12 protein-coding genes are annotated in these 17429 nt (G+C 74.0%); 5 read left to right on the top strand and 7 right to left on the bottom strand.

Annotated features, from left to right (window positions below):
- The first annotated feature begins 21 nt into the window (after positions 1-21).
- A complete protein-coding gene (locus tag H9641_RS08585; protein ID WP_191802834.1) occupies positions 22-945 on the top strand; it encodes a phosphotransferase in 924 nt (307 codons plus the stop codon).
- A 16-nt stretch (positions 946-961) separates the two neighbouring features.
- On the opposite strand, the gene H9641_RS08580 is transcribed toward H9641_RS08585, so the two are convergent.
- The 3 genes from H9641_RS08580 to H9641_RS08570 all read right to left on the bottom strand — a co-directional run bounded on the left by H9641_RS08580 (position 962) and on the right by H9641_RS08570 (position 8972).
- Entirely contained in the window at positions 962-4525 is a 3564-nt protein-coding gene (locus H9641_RS08580; protein ID WP_191802832.1) for a UvrD-helicase domain-containing protein, read from the bottom strand.
- Positions 4522-7962, bottom strand: a complete 3441-nt coding sequence (locus H9641_RS08575) for a UrvD/REP family ATP-dependent DNA helicase (protein WP_225220220.1) — start codon at positions 7960-7962, stop codon at positions 4522-4524. The genes H9641_RS08580 and H9641_RS08575 overlap by 4 nt, the downstream gene beginning before the upstream one ends.
- A 122-nt stretch (positions 7963-8084) precedes the next feature.
- A complete protein-coding gene (locus tag H9641_RS08570; RefSeq protein ID WP_191802830.1) occupies positions 8085-8972 on the bottom strand; it encodes a DUF3152 domain-containing protein in 888 nt (295 codons plus the stop codon).
- Positions 8973-9245: 273 nt separating this feature from the next.
- On the opposite strand from H9641_RS08570, the gene H9641_RS08565 reads away from it, so the two are divergent.
- A complete protein-coding gene (locus H9641_RS08565; protein ID WP_225220193.1) occupies positions 9246-9878 on the top strand; it encodes a TetR/AcrR family transcriptional regulator in 633 nt (210 codons plus the stop codon).
- Between the two features lie 157 nt (positions 9879-10035).
- A complete protein-coding gene (locus tag H9641_RS08560) occupies positions 10036-10260 on the top strand; it encodes a DUF3107 domain-containing protein (RefSeq protein WP_056647744.1) in 225 nt (74 codons plus the stop codon).
- Between the two features lie 108 nt (positions 10261-10368).
- Here the strand turns inward: H9641_RS08560 and H9641_RS08555 are convergent, their stop codons facing one another.
- A complete protein-coding gene (locus H9641_RS08555) occupies positions 10369-11106 on the bottom strand; it encodes a ferritin-like fold-containing protein (protein ID WP_191802825.1) in 738 nt (245 codons plus the stop codon).
- A 420-nt stretch (positions 11107-11526) separates the two neighbouring features.
- Here H9641_RS08555 and H9641_RS08550 point away from each other — a divergent pair, with 420 nt between their 5' ends.
- Positions 11527-13266 carry a DEAD/DEAH box helicase gene (locus H9641_RS08550; protein ID WP_191802823.1) on the top strand — a complete coding sequence of 580 codons (1740 nt, stop codon included), beginning with the start codon at positions 11527-11529 and terminating at the stop codon, positions 13264-13266.
- Positions 13267-13395: 129 nt separating this feature from the next.
- Positions 13396-13866, top strand: a complete 471-nt coding sequence (locus H9641_RS08545) for a VOC family protein (protein WP_191802821.1) — start codon at positions 13396-13398, stop codon at positions 13864-13866.
- 48 nt (positions 13867-13914) lie between these two features.
- Here H9641_RS08545 and H9641_RS08540 read toward each other — a convergent pair whose 3' ends face one another.
- From H9641_RS08540 to H9641_RS08530, 3 genes are all read right to left on the bottom strand, one after another.
- Positions 13915-15714: a beta-N-acetylhexosaminidase gene (locus H9641_RS08540; RefSeq protein WP_191802819.1), complete on the bottom strand. Its 1800-nt coding sequence runs from the start codon at positions 15712-15714 to the stop codon at positions 13915-13917.
- Positions 15715-15919: 205 nt separating this feature from the next.
- A complete protein-coding gene (locus H9641_RS08535) occupies positions 15920-16546 on the bottom strand; it encodes a MarC family protein (RefSeq protein ID WP_056647728.1) in 627 nt (208 codons plus the stop codon).
- Positions 16547-16565: 19 nt separating this feature from the next.
- Positions 16566-17405 carry a PHP domain-containing protein gene (locus H9641_RS08530; RefSeq protein ID WP_191802817.1) on the bottom strand — a complete coding sequence of 280 codons (840 nt, stop codon included), beginning with the start codon at positions 17403-17405 and terminating at the stop codon, positions 16566-16568.
- Positions 17406-17429 lie beyond the last annotated feature (24 nt).

Genomic DNA, 17429 nt, shown 5'->3' with positions numbered 1-17429 from the left:
CGCACCGACTACCGTGGACGCGTGCCACGCTCACCTCTCACCCTCGCCGCGCTCGCGACCGCAGCCGTCCCCGGCCTCGACGTCCGGTCGGTCCGACCGTCCGAGGCGACAGGGGACGACGACGTCGCGATCGTCACCGACGGCGACGGGCAGGAATGGGTCGTCCGCGCTCCTCGCACGCTCGCGGCCGGTGCCGCCCTCGAGGCCGAGACGGCCCTCCTGGACTCGCTGCGCCACTACGTGACGACGGGCGTCCTGTCCTTCACCGTGCCCGACGTGCTGGGTTACGCCCTCCTGCCCGAGGGCGGGCGCGCCGTGGTGCACCACCGGTACGGCGGCGTCCCGCTCGACCTCGACACCCTGCGCCCCGGCCCGGGGCTCGCCGCGGACCTGGGGCGCGTGCTCGCCGCGGTGCACGAGCTGCCGCAGTCCGTCGTCGAGAACGCGGGCCTGCCCGTCTACACGGCCGCCGAGTACCGCGACCGGCGCCTGGCCGAGGTCGACGAGGCCGCGAAGACCGGCAAGGTGCCCGCCCGGCTCCTGCGCCGCTGGGAGGCCGCGCTCGAGGACGTGTCGCTGTGGAAGTACCAGCCGGTCGTGGTCCACGGGGACCTCGGCGCAGGTCAGGTGCTCGTCGCGCGCGGGCGCGTCGTCGCCGTGACCGACTGGGCCGAGGCACGGGTGGCCGACCCCGCCGACGACCTCGCGTGGCTGCTCGTCGCGGCCCCGCCCGAGGCGATCGACTCGATCATGGAGGCGTACCAGCTGCGCCGCACCGAGCTCACCGACCCGCACCTGACGGACCGGGCCCTGCTCGCGGGCGAGCTGGCCCTGGCCCGCTGGCTGCTGCACGGCGTGCGGCACGGTCTCGACGACGTGGTCGCCGACGCCGTCGACATGCTCCTGGACCTGGACGAGGTGACGAGCGGGGACGACGAGCGGTAGCCGGAGGTCGGAGCGATCACGTGCCGCGCCCCGCCACGAGCGCCTCGAGCTCGGCCGCGTCGAGCAGCCGTTCCGGACGCACCGTCTCGTCCGAGCCCAGGTAGTAGAACGCCGCGTTGACCTTCTCGACCGGCAGCCCGGACCAGCGAGACCACGCGAGCCGGTAGACCGCGAGCTGGACCTCACGCGTGCGCCGGGCCTCGGCGTCGCGCGGAGCCTTGCCCGTCTTCCAGTCCACGACGACGACGGCATCCCGCGCACCGCCGGCGTGCTCGGGGCTCTCGGGGAAGACGGCGTCGATGCGCGAGCGGAACATGATGCCGCCCACGGGGGTCTCGACGTCGACCTCCACGGCGATCGGCGTGCGCCCCGCCCACTCCGAGGCGAGGAACGTCTGCTGGAGCGCGTCGAGGTCCAGGTCCGGGGAGATGTCCTCGTCGTCAGCCCCTGGCAGGTCGTCGACGTCGAGCAGCGACGACGACGTGAAGTACTGCTCGGCCCACAGGTGGAACTGCGTGCCGCGGCGCGCGTGCACCGTGGGCTGCGCGGGCACCGGACGCCGCAGGTGCAGCGCGTACTCGTCCCGGTCGGCGGCGAGCCGCACGAGCCCCGACGCCGAGATGTGCGCGGGGAACGTGATCTCGCTGCTCCGGGCGTCACGGCGGTCGCGCTCCTCGAGCAGGATGCGCGCGAGCTCGCGCAGGTCCGTGCCCGAGGGGTCGAGCAGCGGCGAACGCCCCTCCTGCAGCGCGCTCGGCCCAGCACCTGGCCCCTCGTCCGCCACGATCGACGCCCGGGCGTCGATCCGCTCCCGGACCCTGCTCGCGGCCGCCCGCACGACCGCGCGGGCACGCGGCTCGGTCGACGGAAGGACCGCCTCGGTCGAGTCTCCGGCCGCGGCGCCGGCGGCCTCGCTCCGACCGGCAGCCGGCTCCCCGCGCGGCCAGTCGGCCTCGTGGACCAGCTCGTCGCGCGGGTTGGTCTCGTCCTTCGCGGGCATGGTGGCCCAGTCGGCGTCGCTGACGATGCCGGCCTCGGCGAGCTCCACGAGGAACGGTGAGGGTGTGCGCGGCCTGGTCGCGTCACGCCACCACGACCCGGCCAGCAGCAGCTCGGCGCGAGCGCGCGTGAACGCCACGTACGCGAGACGGCGCTCCTCGTCGACCTGGTGCTCGCCGCTCGCCGCGAGGAACTCCTTGCGTCGACCGTCGAGGTCCTTGGCGTCCTCCGCGACCTCGTGGTGGAAGACGGGCAGGTCCTCGGCGTCACCGCGCAACGGGTACGGCAGGTTGCCCAGCCCCGTGAACCAGCCGCTGTCCGTCGGGCCCTTGTCCCCCACCGCGGTGTTGGGGAAGATCCCGTCGACCATTCCCGGAACCGCGACGACGTCCCACTCCAGGCCCTTCGAGGCGTGCACCGTGATGATCTGCACCGCGTCGGGGTCAGGCTCGCGCACTGGCAGGTCGAGGCCACGTTCCTGCGAGCCGGCCGTGCCGAGCCATGCGAGGAAGGCGCCGAGCGTCGGCAGGTCCGCCGACTGCGAGAACGTCGCGGCGACGTCACGGAACGCGTCGAGGTGCGCTCGCCCTCGGTCACCGACCTCCTCGCCGAACCCTCCCGCCGCGAGCGTGGCGGCGGTGGTGACCTCGATGTCGAGGCCGAGGGCTCGCTCGGCCTGCGTCACGAGCTCCGGCAAGGACAGGTACGTCTGCCCGCGCAGGTCACGCAAGACCTTGGCCAGCGCAGCCAGCCGCGCGTGCCCCTCCTCGGTGAGCTCACGACCGTCACGCGCAGCGCGTCCGGGCGCGGGCAGGTCGTCGAGCGCGTCGACGATCGACCGGTGGTCGACCACGTCGCCCTCGACCACGGTGAGCGTCCCGTCCTCGGCGACGCCGGGCAGCTCGACCGCCCCCTCACCGCCCGACGGGCCGGCCGGAGAGGAGTCCGCCGACGGGCGGCGCGCCGCGTCCCGGCGTGCCAGGTCCGCCGCCCAGCTGCTCAGCGCGTGCAGGTCCGCTGCACCCAGGTTGAGGCGCGGACCCGTGAGGATGCGCATGAGCGAGTCGCCGCGCGACGGGTCGTGCGCGACCTCCAGGAGTGCGACGAGGTCCACGACCTCCGGTGTCGAGAGCAGGCCCCCCAGGCCCACGACCTCGACCGGCAGCCCCTTGGCGCGCAGCGCGACCTCCATCGCGAGGAACTGCGAGCGTGCACGGCACAGCACGGCCGCGGTCACACGTTCCTGACGGCGCGTGCGCGGGCGCCAGCGTTCCGCGACGAAGTCCGCGACCGCCGCAGCCTCCTCCTCGAGCGTCGCCGCGTAGACCCCGGTCACGACGCCACGTCCGGCCCCGGGACGTTCGTCGAGCTGCGGCACGGGCACGCGCGTGGCCCCCTCGCGCAGCGGCGCGGCCGTGACGTTGGCCGCGGCCAGGACGGCCCGGTCGTTGCGCCACGACGTGCTGAGGTATCGCACGTCCGCAGGTGCCCCCGTACTGCCGGGCCCCGTCGTGCGGAACCGTTCGGGGAAGCGTGCGAGGCCCGACGCGCTCGCGCCACGCCAGCCGTAGATCGACTGGTTCGGGTCGCCCACGGCCGTGACCGGGTGCCCGCCGAACAACGCGCACAGGAGCTCGACCTGCGCGTACGACGTGTCCTGGTACTCGTCGAGCAGCACGACCCCGTACCGCGCCCGCTCCCCTGCCCCGACGGCAGGGACGTCCCGCGCGAGGCGGGCAGCGATCGCGACCTGGTCCCCGAAGTCGAGCGAGTCCGAGGTCCGCTTGCGCTCCTGGTAGGTCTCGACGACGTCGAGCAGCCGGTGCCGCTCCCCGAGCGAGCCGAGGAGCCTCTTGACCTCGGCGTAGTGCTCGGTGCGCTTGCCGCCGAGCGGCGTCGCGAGGATCGAGTCGACGATGCCCGCGATGCCCGCGCGGGCCTCGTCGGGGCTCAGCAGGTGCTCGCTGAGCGCCCCGGACAGCGACAGCACCGCGCCGACGACCGTGGAGAACGCGGCGTCGGTCTGGAGGTCACCCGCCCAGCTCTCGACGACCTCTGCCGCGAGCTGCCACTGGCTGGCCTCCGAGAGCAGCCGCGCGCCGGGCTCGATCCCGATGCGCAGCGCGTGGTCCCCCACGAGCGAGGCGGCGTACGAGTTGTAGGTCGAGATCGCGGGCCGGTCCAGCATCGACAGCGCCGCGCCGTCGTTGCCCAGCGCGCGGTCGAGCTGCAGGAGACGCGACTGGACCCGCTCGGCGAGCTCGCCCGCAGCCTTGCGGGTGAACGTCAGCCCGAGCACGGCCTCCTTGGCGACCCACTCGTTCGCGATGAGCCACACGACACGCGCGGCCATGGTCTCGGTCTTGCCCGACCCTGCCCCGGCCACGACCAGCAGCGGCGCGAGCGGCGCCTCGATCACGGCGACCTGTTCGTCGGTGGGCCGGGGACGACCCAGCATCTCCGCGATCCGCACGGCCGAGAAACGGGGCTCGGGCAGCTCGCGCGTGCCCTCCCCGACGGCCCCGGCCGGTTGTCCGACGGGCCCGAGGTCCAGCTCCTCGAACAGCGACTCGGCGCTCATGCGATCACCTGGCGGCCTTCCGTCATCAGGGGGCAGGACCTGCGCACGGGGCACACCGAGCACAGCTTGTTCTCGCGGGCCGTGAACACCGAGTCGGCCATGGTGTCCGCGACGTCCTCGACGAGCTCGCGTGCCCAGCTCGACCCGTCGGGCTCGGGCTCCAGCGCGGACTGTGTCCGCAGCCCGGCGTCCTTGCCGTCTCCCACGAACACGAGCTGCGCGCCGGCGCTCCGCGTGCCCTCGGGCAGGTCGAGCGCGCCGCCCTCGACCGCGAGCTGGTACGTACCGAGCTGGGGGTTGGTCACGGCTTCCGCGACGGACGGCTTGGTCTTGCCCGTCTTGAGGTCCGCGACGCGCACCGCGCCGTCCCCGGCGTCCTCGACCCGGTCGATGACCCCGCGCAGCACGGCGCGGCCGATCTCCAGCTCGAACGGCGCCTCGACCAGGAGCGGCTCGCCCGAGGCCTGGAGGTATCCCGCGAGGCGGCCGACCATGTCCTCGGCCTTGTGGCGTGTCTGGGTCGTGGGCCAGCCCGGCGTGAGCGCGAGCTCGGGCCAGCGACGGTCCAGCTCGGCGGCGAGCTCGGAGTGCGTGCCGCGCGGGGCCTCCTGCGCGATCGAGTGGACCAGGTTGCCGAGCGACTGGGCCGTCGCGTCGGGGGCCGTGCCGCCCGCGCTCTCCACGGCCCAGCGCAGCGCGCACCTGCTCACCGACTCGACCTTGGACGGCGAGATCATGACGGTGTCCTCCGGCCCCCACAGGGGCTCGGTGCTCGAGACGGGGTTGACGCCGTACCAGGACTCGGGGCGGGCCTCGCCCACCCCTGCGAGCGCCAGGTCGGCGAGCAGCTCCGCGAGCGCCTCGGGACGCTCGGGGTCGGCAGGGCCCCGCTCGTCTCGCGTGGCACCGTCCCCGCGCACGACCTCTTCCACGAGCAGGCTGCGCGCCGCGGCCACGAGACCGCGCAGGTCGAGGGGTGGCCCGACCTGGACACGGCGAGGGTCGCGCTCCTCGTCGGATCCCACCGGGTCGTCCCCGTCGCCACCGTCCTGGGGCCCGCCGTCCGCACCCTCGGGGTCGCCCGGTCCTGCCGGTGGGCACACGAGGTCGACGAAGGGCGAGGGCACCTCGTCGACGTCGCTCACGGCGGTGACGAGCAGGCGGCGCGACGCGCGGGACGTCGCGACCGCGAACGAGCGCAGCTCGTCGGTCAGGACGGCGCGCCGTGCGTCCGGGCCCAGGCCGTGCGCGTCCTGCGAGCGCCCCGCGAGGAGCTCGGCGAGCGCCTCCGAGCCGAGCAGGGAGTCGCGCAGGCGCAGGTCCGGCCACACGCCGTCCTGGACCCCGGCCACGACCACCACGTCCCACTCGCGCCCCGCGGCGCCCGCGGGCGTGAGCGCCGCGACCGAGTCCGTCCCGGCAGCCCTGGCCGCGAGCGAGTCCGCGGGGAGGTCCTGGGACTCGAGGTACTCCACGAACGCCGACGGCGGGGCTCCCGGCATGCGGTCGACGAACGTCTCGGCGGCTCGGAAGAGGGCGAGGACCGCGTCGAGGTCGCGGTCGGCGCGCGCACCGACCGCTCCCCCGCCCAGCGCGGCGTCGCGCCAGCGGTCCGAGAGCCCGGTCGCGCTCCAGATCGCCCAGAGGACGGTCTGCGCGGTCGCGTCGGGGGCCAGCGTGGACTCGCGTCCGGCCGCGATCACCCGGGCCACGGCCAAGGCTCCACGGCGCACGCTCGCGGGCAGCGTCGCGGCGCGCGACGGGTCGAGCAGGACCTCGACCAGGAGCGCGTCCGACGTGCGCCCGCCGCCCGACCCGAGCTCCTCGGCGCGCAGCGCCCGGCGCAGGCGTCGCAGCGCGACCACGTCCAGCCCGCCCACGGGAGAGGTCACGAGCGCAGCAGCCGTCACGGGGTCCAGCTCGTCGAAGGCCGCGCCGGAAACCTGCGGCTCCCGCTCGATCAGGGTCTCGGCGGGGTCTCCCACGTCACGGGTCACGGCGTCGTCGATCCCTGCTGTGCCGCGCACGCCGTCCAGGCCCCGGGAGTACCCGGCCGGGGGCAGGCCCACCGCGACGCGCATGATCGCGAGCAGCGGCGTGACCGCGGGCTCCTCGCGCAGCGGGACGTCCGAGCCGAGGATCCCGACGGGCACCGAGGCCGCGATGAGGGCGCGCCGGAGCGTCGCGAGCTGGGCCCCTGCGCGGCAGACCACGGCCATACGTCCCCACGGCGTGCCGTGCAGCAGGTGCTCGGCGCGCAGCTCACGGGCGACGTACGCGGCCTCCTCGGCGCCGCTGCCGAGCAGCGCGACCGACGCCCCGCGAGGAGCCCCGTCCTCGGAGACGGGAACGGGTGAGGCCGCAGCACCACGGTGGACCGCCCCCGCGACCGTACCGATCTGGGTCGTCACGGTCCGGGTGACGTCGCGCAGCGCGTCCTCCTGTCGCCAGGCGGTCCCGAGGACCTCGACGCGCGCGTCGAACTCGCCCGTCGCAGCACGACGGCGCACGGGTGCCGCAGCCCGACCGACCAGTCCCGGGCTCGCGCCACGGAAGGTCTGGACCGCGGTGTCCGGGTCCGCCAGGAGCACGAGGCGTGCGCCCGCGTCGTGCACGACGCGCAAGAAGCGCGCGGTGGCGATCGTCGCCTCCTGGTAGTCGTCCACGACGACCAGGTCCCACGTGGGCTTCACCGCACCCGTGACCTCGTCCTCCCAGGCGAGCAGCGCCTCGGCGGCCTCGTCCACCACGACGGCGGGGTCGTAGCGCGCGCCCAGGTCCGGGGTGCCGACGCGCAGCGCGGTCACGTCGAGGTACTCCTGGTAGACCTGCGCGGCGGTCCGCCACTCGGGCCGCTCGTGCGCCGCGCCCAGGTCGTCGAGGTCCGCGGGCGTCAGGCCACGCTCGGCCGCGCGCATCAGCAGGTCGCGCAGCTCCTGGCGCAGCCCGCGCAGGGCCAGTACCTCCTCCGGCAGCCCGTCCGGCAGGCGCAGCGGCACGCCGTCCCCGTCGAGGTGCCCCGCGAGGAGCTCGGCCAGGAGGAGGTCCTGCTCGGGGCCGGAGATGAGCGTGGGGGGCGGCTCGCCGATCGCGGCCGCGCGAGCACGCAGCACCGCGAACGCCGCCGCCGCAGCCGTGCGCACCATGGGGGCGCTGACCGTCCGGTCCGCGCGGGCCGACAACCGGTCCCGGACCTCTGCCGCCGAGCGCCGCGAGGCCGCGATCACCAGGACGCGTGCCGGGTCGACCCCCTCGTTCAACGCCTGTGCGGCGACCTCGATGGCCACGGTCGTCTTGCCCGTCCCGGGCGCCCCGACCACCAGGGTCGCCGGTTCCGAGCGCGCCGCGTCGAGCGCGGCCCGCTGGGTCGCGTCGAGCCGGACGGGCGCCGCGGAAGCGGTGTCCGGCAGGACGAGGCGGAGGTCCGGGAGGTGCAGCACGGGAAGATCTCATCACGAGCCACCCACAGCCCGGCGCACCCGGGCGACGGGCACGCCCCGGGTCTCGTCGGGTCCCGGGCGGCACAGCAGGCCGGGTTCGCGGACGACGCCCGGATCCCCTACCCGAGCGTCGGCCACCCGTTGGGCAGGCAGCCCTCGGTCGACATGGACTGCTGCACCATGACGGGGGCGAGGGTCCCCGGCGCGGGGCAGCTCACGTGCCGGTGGCCCAGCACGTGCCCCACCTCGTGGTTCACCAGGTAGTGCCGGTACAGCCCCATGTCGCCGTCGAAGTCCGAGGCCCCCTCGACCCAGCGCGAGAAGTTGAGGATCGCCGCACCGGTGACACCGCACGAGTACGTCCCCCCGGTCCTGAGCGGGGCGCACAGCCTGTCGGTCGTGGCCGGGCTCGCCAGGACCACACGGATGCTCGCGTCTCCCCCCGTCCGGGCGAACGTCACACCGTCGACCGGTCCCCAGCCCCGGGGGTCGTTGAGCGTCGCCAGGACGGCCGCGGCGAACGTCTCGCCGTCCACGGGCAGCCCCTCCTCGACCTCGACGCGCACGGTCTTGACCGTCCCGGTCCCCGGCGCCGCGACCTCCGCGGGCACGACGACGAGCGCACCCCCGAGGTCCGGCACCACCTCGGTCCCGACCAGGCCGGACCCCGCCTCGACCTCACGTTCGAGCACGAGCGGGAGCGACCCGGGCCCGTCGAGCCCCAGCTGGGGGTCCCGGACGGACCGGCTCGCGGCGTCCTCGCCCCGCGTCTCGGACGCTCCGGCGGTCGCGTCGGTCCCCGGGGTGGTCGCGTCGACCTCGGCAGGCGTCCCGTCGACAACCTGCCCGACGGCGCCGCTCACCGAGCCGTCCGGCGCACCGCCCGCCACCGCGGCGTCGGCCGCCCCAGGAGCTCCCGGCACGAGCGACCCCGCACCGAGCCCCCCGGCCCCGAGCCCGGCCAGGAGACCGACCGACGCGAGGACGAGCGCAGGACCGCGACGCATCCCGCGCCGGCGGACCCGTCCCAGGCCGGCCCTGGCGCGCGCCCTGCGCGAGGTGCGCGGCGCCGTCGGGCGGGCGGACGACGCCTGACCTGCGCGTTCGTGCCACTGCGGGGCGCCCTCCGGACGTCCCCTCGATCCGTCGTGGGGGGCTTCCGGGGGCATCACGTGTCCATGATCGCACCGCCCGTCACGGCCCGTCGCCGCGGCCCGTACTATCGCCGCATGTCGGGGGTCGCAGAGAAGCCGAGAACCACCAGGTCCATACCCGTGCGCATGCCACGGGACGAGCGGCGCGCCCAGCTGCTCGCGGTCGCCGAGCGCCTGTTCTCCGACCACGGCTACCACCACATCACCATGGACGACATCGCGGACGGCGCCGGGGTCAGCAAGCCCGTGCTGTACCGGCACTTCCCGTCGAAGCTCGACCTCTACATGGCCCTGGTCGACGAGCAGGGTGCAGCCCTGGTCCGTTCGGTGCGCGCCGTCCTCGCGCCCTTCCGCTCGGCGGCCCCCGGCACGTCGTCCGAGGACCTCGACGCCCTCGCGGTCGACGGGCTCGCCGTGATCGAGGGGATCGTACGGGCCTACGTCGACTACGCCCGGTCTGCCGGCCCGTCGGCCGGGCTCCTGTTCGAGTCCGACGTCATGCGCGACCCCGGCGTCCGGGCTCGCGTGCTCGAGCCCGACGAGATCAACTCGCGCGAGTTCGCCGAGGTGCTCGGACGGCTCACGTCGCTCACCGAGCAGGAGGCGCTCGTGGTCGCCCGGACCTGCACCGCGATCGCCCGGACGGCGGCGACCGAGGCCGTGCGCGCCGGGAGCGACGTGACGACCGCCGAGCTGACCCGCCTGCTGCCCGCGCTCGCCTGGCGCGGCGTCCACGGGATGCTCCGCCGCGACGCCTGACGGTTCGGAGCCCCTCGGTACCCCCACCAGCGCGCGCCCCCACCCCTCACCAGCGCGGGAGCACCGGAGGTCACCGGGAATCTCGTTAGTATCGGAGGAGTTGTCGACCAGTGGCCGGCGGGATCACCCGCGGGCGACGCTCGCGAAGGAGAATCACGTGGAAGTCACCATCGGTGTGCAGAACTTGGCCCGCGAGCTCGTGATCGAGACGGAGGAGACCACGGAGGCCGTCGCCGCCGCCGTCTCGGCCGCCCTGGCGGGCGGACCGGCACTCGAGCTGCTCGACTCACGCGGTCGCCGCGTCATCGTCCCGACGTCGTCGATCGGCTACGTCGAGATCGGCACCGAGGAGCAGCGTCGGGTGGGCTTCGGCTCCCTCTGAGGGCTCACGAAGAACGAGGGCGGTGCCCCGGCTCGACGGCCGGGCACCGCCCTCGTCGTGCGTCACGACGACCTGAGGCGCTCAGGCCGCGAGGCTGTACCGGACCGCTCAGGCCGCGAGGCCCAACCGCCCCATCCTGCGCGTGTGCTCCGCCGTGAGCTGCGAGAAGACCCACGCCTGACGGTCCGCGGCCGTCCCCGTCGCGTCCGCCGCGCCGGGGGTCCCGGCCTCGGTGCGGTGGCCCGCACCGTCCGCGAGGAGCCGGCTCAGTCCCTCGCGCTCGGCGAGCAGCGTCTGCACCAGCCCGAGCGCCTCGCCCACGAGCCGCCGTCCCCACAGCGCGAGGCGTGACGCAAGCACGGGGTCCGCCGCCGCGGCGTCCGCGATGACGGTCGCCGAACGCTCGGAGTCGACGCCGTCCGACAGGATCTCGAGGACCAGGTCGCGCGACTCGTCGTCGAGCCCGTCCGCGGCGAGGCGGCAGAAGTCGTCGGCGACGCCGTGGCCGACGTACCCCTTGAGCACGCCCTCCCACCAGGTGCTCGACGGCGTCCGCGCCTCGAAGTCGTCGAAGATGCCGTCGAACGCGCCCATCTCGGCCTCGGGGTCGCCCCCCAGGTCGGCGATGCGCTCGAGGACGCGCTCGTGGCGCGCGAGCATCTTGCCCGCGTGGCGCGAGAGCTGGTGGCGCTGCGCGAGGGTCGGGGCGTTCGCCGCGTCGGCCGCGAGGCGGCCGAAGGTCGCGAGCTCGGTGTACGCGATGAGGCCCAGCAGACCGATCGCGTCACGGTCCGTGGCGAGCTTCTCGGTACCGACGGACGGGTCGTGGTGCTGCGGCTCGCTCATCGGGTCAGGATAGTCGAGTCCCGCAGCACGTCCCCTGTCGGGGGACGCGACATGACGAGCCTTGACCGGCTTGACGGGTGCCGTCCGATAGTATGGAGGGGTACATCGGTTGCCCGGTCGTCCGAATCCCCGGTGCCCGGTGGGTGCTCGTGAGCCCCACCCCGTGCCGAAAGACTTGCGAACGACACTGCACGACGCCGACCTCGGTCGGTGCGCGCGGGCGGAACCGGGGTTCGCGCCTCACGGCCGACGACCCCCGACGACGTCTTCGCGGCGAATACCCACGATCGGCTGCCGGCCACTAGGCGCGAGAGACCGTACCTGCCTGGGATCTTCCCGGAGCATCGTGGACCCGCCAACCGTCGGGTCGATCACGCACGTGCGGGGCCTCGCGCCAGACATCAGAACCACGAGGCACCAGTGACCACCACCGAAACACCTGTCGAGCCCACCGAGCTCGACCTCACCCCTGCCGAGTCCCCTGTCGACGACGCACAGGGCACGCTCTCGTCGAGCGTCCAGGCCAAGGACGTCTCCTTCGCGGACTTCGGTGTCCGCCCGGAGATCGTCGAGGCGCTGGCCGACGCCGGCATCACCCACCCGTTCCCCATCCAGGCCATGACCCTGCCCGTCGCGATGTCGGGGCACGACATCATCGGCCAGGCCAAGACCGGTACCGGCAAGACGCTCGGCTTCGGCGTGCCGCTGCTGCACCGCGTCGTCGCCCCGGGCGAGGAGGGCTTCGACCAGCTCCCCGCGCCGGGCAAGCCGCAGGCTCTCGTCATCGTCCCGACCCGTGAGCTCGCCGTCCAGGTCGCCGGCGACCTCGAGGCCGCCTCGGCCAAGCGCAGCGTCCGCATCATCCAGCTCTACGGCGGTCGTGCGTACGAGCCGCAGATCGCGACGCTCAACGCGGGCGTCGAGGTCGTCGTGGGCACCCCGGGTCGCATGATCGACCTCATGAACCAGGGGCACCTCAACCTCACGCGCGCTCGCTGCGTCGTGCTCGACGAGGCCGACGAGATGCTCGACCTGGGCTTCCTGCCCGACGTCGAGAAGCTCCTCTCGCGCACGCCCGCGGCCCGCCACACCATGCTGTTCTCGGCGACCATGCCGGGCGCGGTCGTCTCGATGGCCCGCCGCTACATGACGCAGCCGACGCACATCCGGGCCAACGACCCGGACGACGGCGGCCAGACCGTCAAGAACATCAAGCAGGTCGTCTACCGCGCGCACGCGCTCGACAAGGTCGAGGTCCTCGCGCGCATCCTCCAGTCCGAGGGCCGCGGTCTGACGATCGTGTTCGCGCGCACCAAGCGCACGGCCGCCAAGGTGGCCGACGAGCTCGCGGACCGCGGCTTCGCCTCGGGCGCGATCCACGGCGACCTGGGCCAGGGCGCCCGCGAGCAGGCGCTGCGCGCCTTCCGCTCCGGGAAGATCGACGTGCTCGTCGCGACCGACGTCGCGGCCCGCGGCATCGACGTCGACGACGTCACGCACGTCGTGAACTACCAGTGCCCCGAGGACGAGAAGACCTACCTGCACCGCACGGGCCGTACGGGCCGCGCGGGCAACAAGGGCACGGCTGTCACGTTCGTCGACTGGGACGACGTGCCCCGCTGGTCGCTCATCAACAAGGCCCTGGACCTGAACATCCCGGAGCCCGTCGAGACGTACTCGACGTCCCCGCACCTGTACTCGGACCTCAACATCCCCGAGGGCACCAAGGGCCGCCTGCCCAAGTCCGCGCAGACCCGCGCGGGCCTGGACGCCGAGAAGCTCGAGGACCTGGGCGAGACCGGCAAGCGCGGCGGCTCGCCGTCGTCCGCGCGCGGTGGTCGGGACGCGGGCCGCGACGCGGGCCGATCGGGCTCGCGCGACGCCGGACGTTCGGGTGGCCGTGACGGCGGGCGCAGCGGCTCGCGCGACGCCGGCCGGTCCGGTGGACGCGAGGGTGTCCGCAGCACCGAGGGCGCGCAGCGTTCCTCGGGTGCGACGGCCTCCGCAGGTTCGGAGCAGGCTCCGCGCGCCGAGGCTCCGGCCGCCGGGGCGTCCGCGGACGGCGCTCCGTCGCGTCCGCGCCGCCAGCGCAACCGTCGCCGCACGCACGGCGGCGGCTCGGGCGCTGGGACCGCAGGGGCCTCCGCTCCGGCCGAGTGATCCTCGACGCACGACCCTGACGGCGGGCCGTCGCTCCTCGGAGCGGCGGCCCGCCGTCGTCGTCCCGGGACCTTTCCCGCGCGGGGCGCAGCGGCGGCGTGCCCGACGCGTCGGGGCTAGCGTGGATCCATGGAACCTCGCGTCAGCCTGATCACCCTGGGGGTGCGCGACGTCGCCCGGGCACGCGCCTTCTACGTCGACGGGCTGGGATGGGAGCCTGTCGACGAGGTCGCGGGCGAGGTCGTCTTCCTCCAGGTCGGTCACGGCCTCCTGCTCTCGTTGTGGCGCCGGGCCGACCTCCTCGAAGAGGCCGGTCCCGGCATCCACGAGGCGCACCACGGCCCGGTGCCCGTGGTGCCCGTCGCGCTCGCGCACAACGTCGGCTCGCCCGCCGAGGTGGACGACGTCCTGGCGAGCGCGCTCGCCGCAGGAGGCTCCGTCGTCGTGCCTGCTCAGGTGCGCGCCTGGGGCGGCTACTCGGGGTACTTCGCGGACCCGGACGGGTTCCGGTGGGAGGTCGCGCACAACCCGGGCCTCGTGGTGTCCGACGACGGACGGGTCACCTTCGTCGCGGCCGAACCCGACCCCGGGGCCTGGTAGGTCCCGGCGGGACGACCTCAGCCGAGGCGGGTGCGGTGCCTCACGCCGTCACGGGACCCAGTCGACGTCGGCCACCTGGTTCCACCCGATGCCCGCCGCGGTCCAGCGCGGGGACACCTGGACGACCCGGTCACGGAAGTCCGCGTAGCTGCGGTCGGCCTGCTCCGACCACGCGACCTCGGCCGTCGCCGGCAGTCGCGGGAAGAGCATGAAGTCGGCGTACGTGTCGACGGGCACGAACACGTCGGTGCTCGTCGGCAGGCCCGCGAGGCTGTCGGGGTAGGAGCGGTCGGACCACAGCAGCACCTCGACGCCCGCCATGTCGGACTCGTCCGCCAGGGTGCTCTTTCCGTCGGGCGAGGTGAGCTCGGTCGCGGGGTCCCAGTCGTACGCCTCCTCGAGCGTGATGCGCGAGGCCCACTCGAGGCCGTACGGGGTGTCCTCGTCGTACTTCATGTCGAGGTACGTGCGGTCGGCGGGCGACATGATGAGCCGGGCGCCCTTGTCGAGCGCGGCCTGGACGTCGACCAGGTCCGCGTTCTTCGCCTCCCCGCCGATGACCCCGCGCAGCCGCTCCCCCACACCCCAGTACTGGATCAGCGCGCCGGGAGGCAGCTCTTCGGACGCTCCCCACTGGTGCCAGCCGATCACGGTCTTGCCGTGGCCTGTCGCGATCTCGTTCGCGGCCTCGGCGTAGCTCTGGTACCAACCGGGCGGGCTGGGCGCCTCGTCGCCGCCCAGGTGCAGGTACGGGCCGGGGTTCTGCCCCGCGACCGAGGCGAGGACCGTCTGGAGGTAGGCCCGGACGTCACCCATGTTCTCGTCGCTCGCGCAGACGATCGGGTTGTTGACCTCGGGTCCCCAGTAGAGAGGGGTCGCGACGCCGTCGCAGGTGAGCGAGCCGAGCGATGCCTGGGCCGCGAGCGTGTGCCCCGGCCCGTCGATCTCCGGGACGACCGTCATGTACTTGTCGCGCGCGTACGCGACGATCTCCGCGTACTCGTCCGCGGTGTAGTACCAGCGCTCGCCGTCCCCCGTCCCGGGCTCCCACCCCTCCTGCGTCGTGGAGCCGACCTCGGTGAGCCCGGGCAGGGCGTCGACCGCGATGCGCCATCCCTGGTCGTCGGTCAGGTGGAGGTGGAGCGCGTTGAGCTTGTACGTCGACGCGTGGTCGATGAACCGCTTGACGGACTCGACCGGGTAGAAGCGGCGCGCGACGTCGAGCATCGCGCCGCGGTAGGCGAACCGGGGCTCGTCGGAGATGGTGACCGCCGGGGCGGTCCACCCGCCCGCAGGCGCCTCCTGGACCGTGGTCGCCTCGAGCTCCGGCGGGAAGAGCTGGCGCAACGTCTGCACGCCACGGAACAGACCGGGGGGCGACGTGGCGGTCAGGACGATCTGCTCGTCGTCGACCGTGAGCTCGTAGGCGTCGACACCCGTGTCGTCGAGCAGGCCGTCCCGCTCCCAGACGACCTCGGTGTCCGGCACGAGCTCGAGGCGGATCTCGCCCACGGCGCCGTCGACCGCCGGGCCGAGCGGCAGGTCGAAACCGGTCGCGGTCCCGAGGTGCTCGGCGAGCTCCTCACCGACGTGGTGGACGTCCGGGGCCATGACCTCGGGCGTGACCAGCGCGATCGTGGAGTCCGCGTCGAGCACGAACGCGCCTCCCCCGCCGACCCTCACGTCCGTGGGCACCGGCACGAGCCCGAGGCCGGCCGAGGCGTCCTTCTCCTCGGGAGTGCATCCCGCGACGAGCGAGGCGGTCAGGACGGCGAGGGCGATCCCGGTCGTGAGGGCGACGGGTCGACGGCGACGCGGTGAGTTCATCAGCACTCCTTCGATACTCATGACGGAAGGATGCGGCGCCCCTCCGGGGCTCACCCTAGGACGTGGGTGCGATACCAGGACGGGGACGTCCGTACCGATCGGGTAACGCCCGTCGGGCTCGCGGATCGTCGCGCGTCGACGCGCGCCGCCGCGCCGGGACGCGCCCGGCCAGCCCGCCGCCCCCACCAGGGCGCGCGGGCGTCGGGGCGCTACGGTCGGCCGGGCGTCAGCTGGCCGCCTGGACGAACGCCGTGACGGCGTCCGCGACGAGCTGCACCGCGATGGCCGCGAGCAGCAGACCTGCGATGCGGGTCACGAGGATCGTGCCCGAGTCGCCCAGGACCCGGTGGATGACGTTCGCGAAGCGCATCGCCAGGAAGAGCGTGATGTGGACCGCGACGACGCCCGCCGCGATCGCGACCCAGTCCGCAGCGGACCCGTCGGCACGCTGGACGAACACCATGGTCGCGACGATCGCACCGGGGCCCGCGAGGAGCGGCGTGCCGAGCGGGACCAGGGCGACGTTGACGCCCTTGTTGCCCGACGGCGTCGGCTCCTCCATCTTTCCCGTCAGCAGCTCCATCGCGACCAGCAGGAGCAGGAGCCCACCCGACGCCTTGAGCGCCGGGAGCGAGATGCCCATGTAGTTGAGGATCTGCTGGCCGAACACCGCGAACGACACGATCACGCCGAACGCGACGAGGATCGCCGTCCTGGCGGCCTGGTTGCGCTGCTTGGCGCCCATGGCGCTCGTCAGGCCCAGGAAGATCGGTACCGTCCCGGGAGGGTCCATGATCACGAACAGCGTGATGAACACCTCGGTGAAGAGGCGGAGGTCCATGATGTCGTTCACGACATCACCGCCCGCGCCGTCATCGGATCACGTCCAACGTGCCTAGCTCCTCGATCGTCTCCAGCACTCGTGGTGCTGTCGTGTTCTCGCCGAGCCGGTTCGGTTTGCCGGCTCCGTGGTAGTCGCTCGAACCCGTCACGAAGAGGCCCAGGGTGTGGGCGATGTCCTCGAGACGGGCAACTTGCTGTGCGCTGTGGTCGCGGTGGTGCACCTCGAGCCCCAGCAGTCCTGCGTCGGCCATCTGCTCGATGACCGCGTCCGGCACCACGCGCCCTCGCCCGTCGGCGCCCGGGTGGGCGAAGACGGGCACCCCACCGGCCGCGCGCACCGCGCGCACGGCGTCCAGGACGTCAGGGGCGTAGTGCGGCACGTAGTAGCCCGTGCCGGGGTGCAGGATCGTGGCGAATGCCGCCGAACGGTCGCTGACGTGGCCGGTGGCCACCAGGGCGTCCGCGATGTGCGGCCGCCCGATCGTGGTCCCCTCCTCGGTCTGCGACAGGACATCTTCCCACGTCAGCGGGTAGTCCTCGCCGATCCGCTCGACCATGCGCCGGGCCCGCGAGACCCGGTCGACGCGCGTGCGCTCGGTCTCGGCCAGCAGGTCGGGGTGCGTGGGGTCGTGCAGGTAGCTCAGGAGGTGGACCGAGACGTGCCCCGAGCGGGCCGAGATCTCCGCACCGCGCACCAGGGCGATACCGCTGCGGGTGGCGGCGTCCGCGGCGTCGGCCCAGCCGGCCGTCGTGTCGTGGTCGGTGAGAGCCACGACGTCGAGGCCTGCGGCGGCTGCGTCCTCGACGACCTGCGCCGGGGCGTCGGTCCCGTCGGACGCCGTGGAGTGGGTGTGGAGGTCGATGAGCACCCCCTCAGGATAGTGAGCGCGCGC

The sequence above is a fragment of the Oerskovia merdavium genome, assembly GCF_014836755.1.
GTDB classification, from domain to species: domain Bacteria; phylum Actinomycetota; class Actinomycetes; order Actinomycetales; family Cellulomonadaceae; genus Oerskovia; species Oerskovia merdavium.
This window is presented reverse-complemented; position numbering and strand designations above follow the sequence as displayed.

What these genes read in the sequence shown, in the direction of transcription:
- H9641_RS08555 (WP_191802825.1), bottom strand. Translation starts at nt 11,106, where the DNA reads ATGAGCGAGCCGCAGCACCACGACCCGTCCGTCGGTACCGAGAAGCTC.
- H9641_RS08565 (WP_225220193.1), top strand. Translation starts at nt 9,246, where the DNA reads ATGCCACGGGACGAGCGGCGCGCCCAGCTGCTCGCGGTCGCCGAGCGC.
- H9641_RS08580 (WP_191802832.1), bottom strand. Translation starts at nt 4,525, where the DNA reads ATGAGCGCCGAGTCGCTGTTCGAGGAGCTGGACCTCGGGCCCGTCGGA.
- H9641_RS08545 (WP_191802821.1), top strand. Translation starts at nt 13,396, where the DNA reads ATGGAACCTCGCGTCAGCCTGATCACCCTGGGGGTGCGCGACGTCGCC.
- H9641_RS08570 (WP_191802830.1), bottom strand. Translation starts at nt 8,972, where the DNA reads ATGCGTCGCGGTCCTGCGCTCGTCCTCGCGTCGGTCGGTCTCCTGGCC.
- H9641_RS08540 (WP_191802819.1), bottom strand. Translation starts at nt 15,714, where the DNA reads ATGAGTATCGAAGGAGTGCTGATGAACTCACCGCGTCGCCGTCGACCC.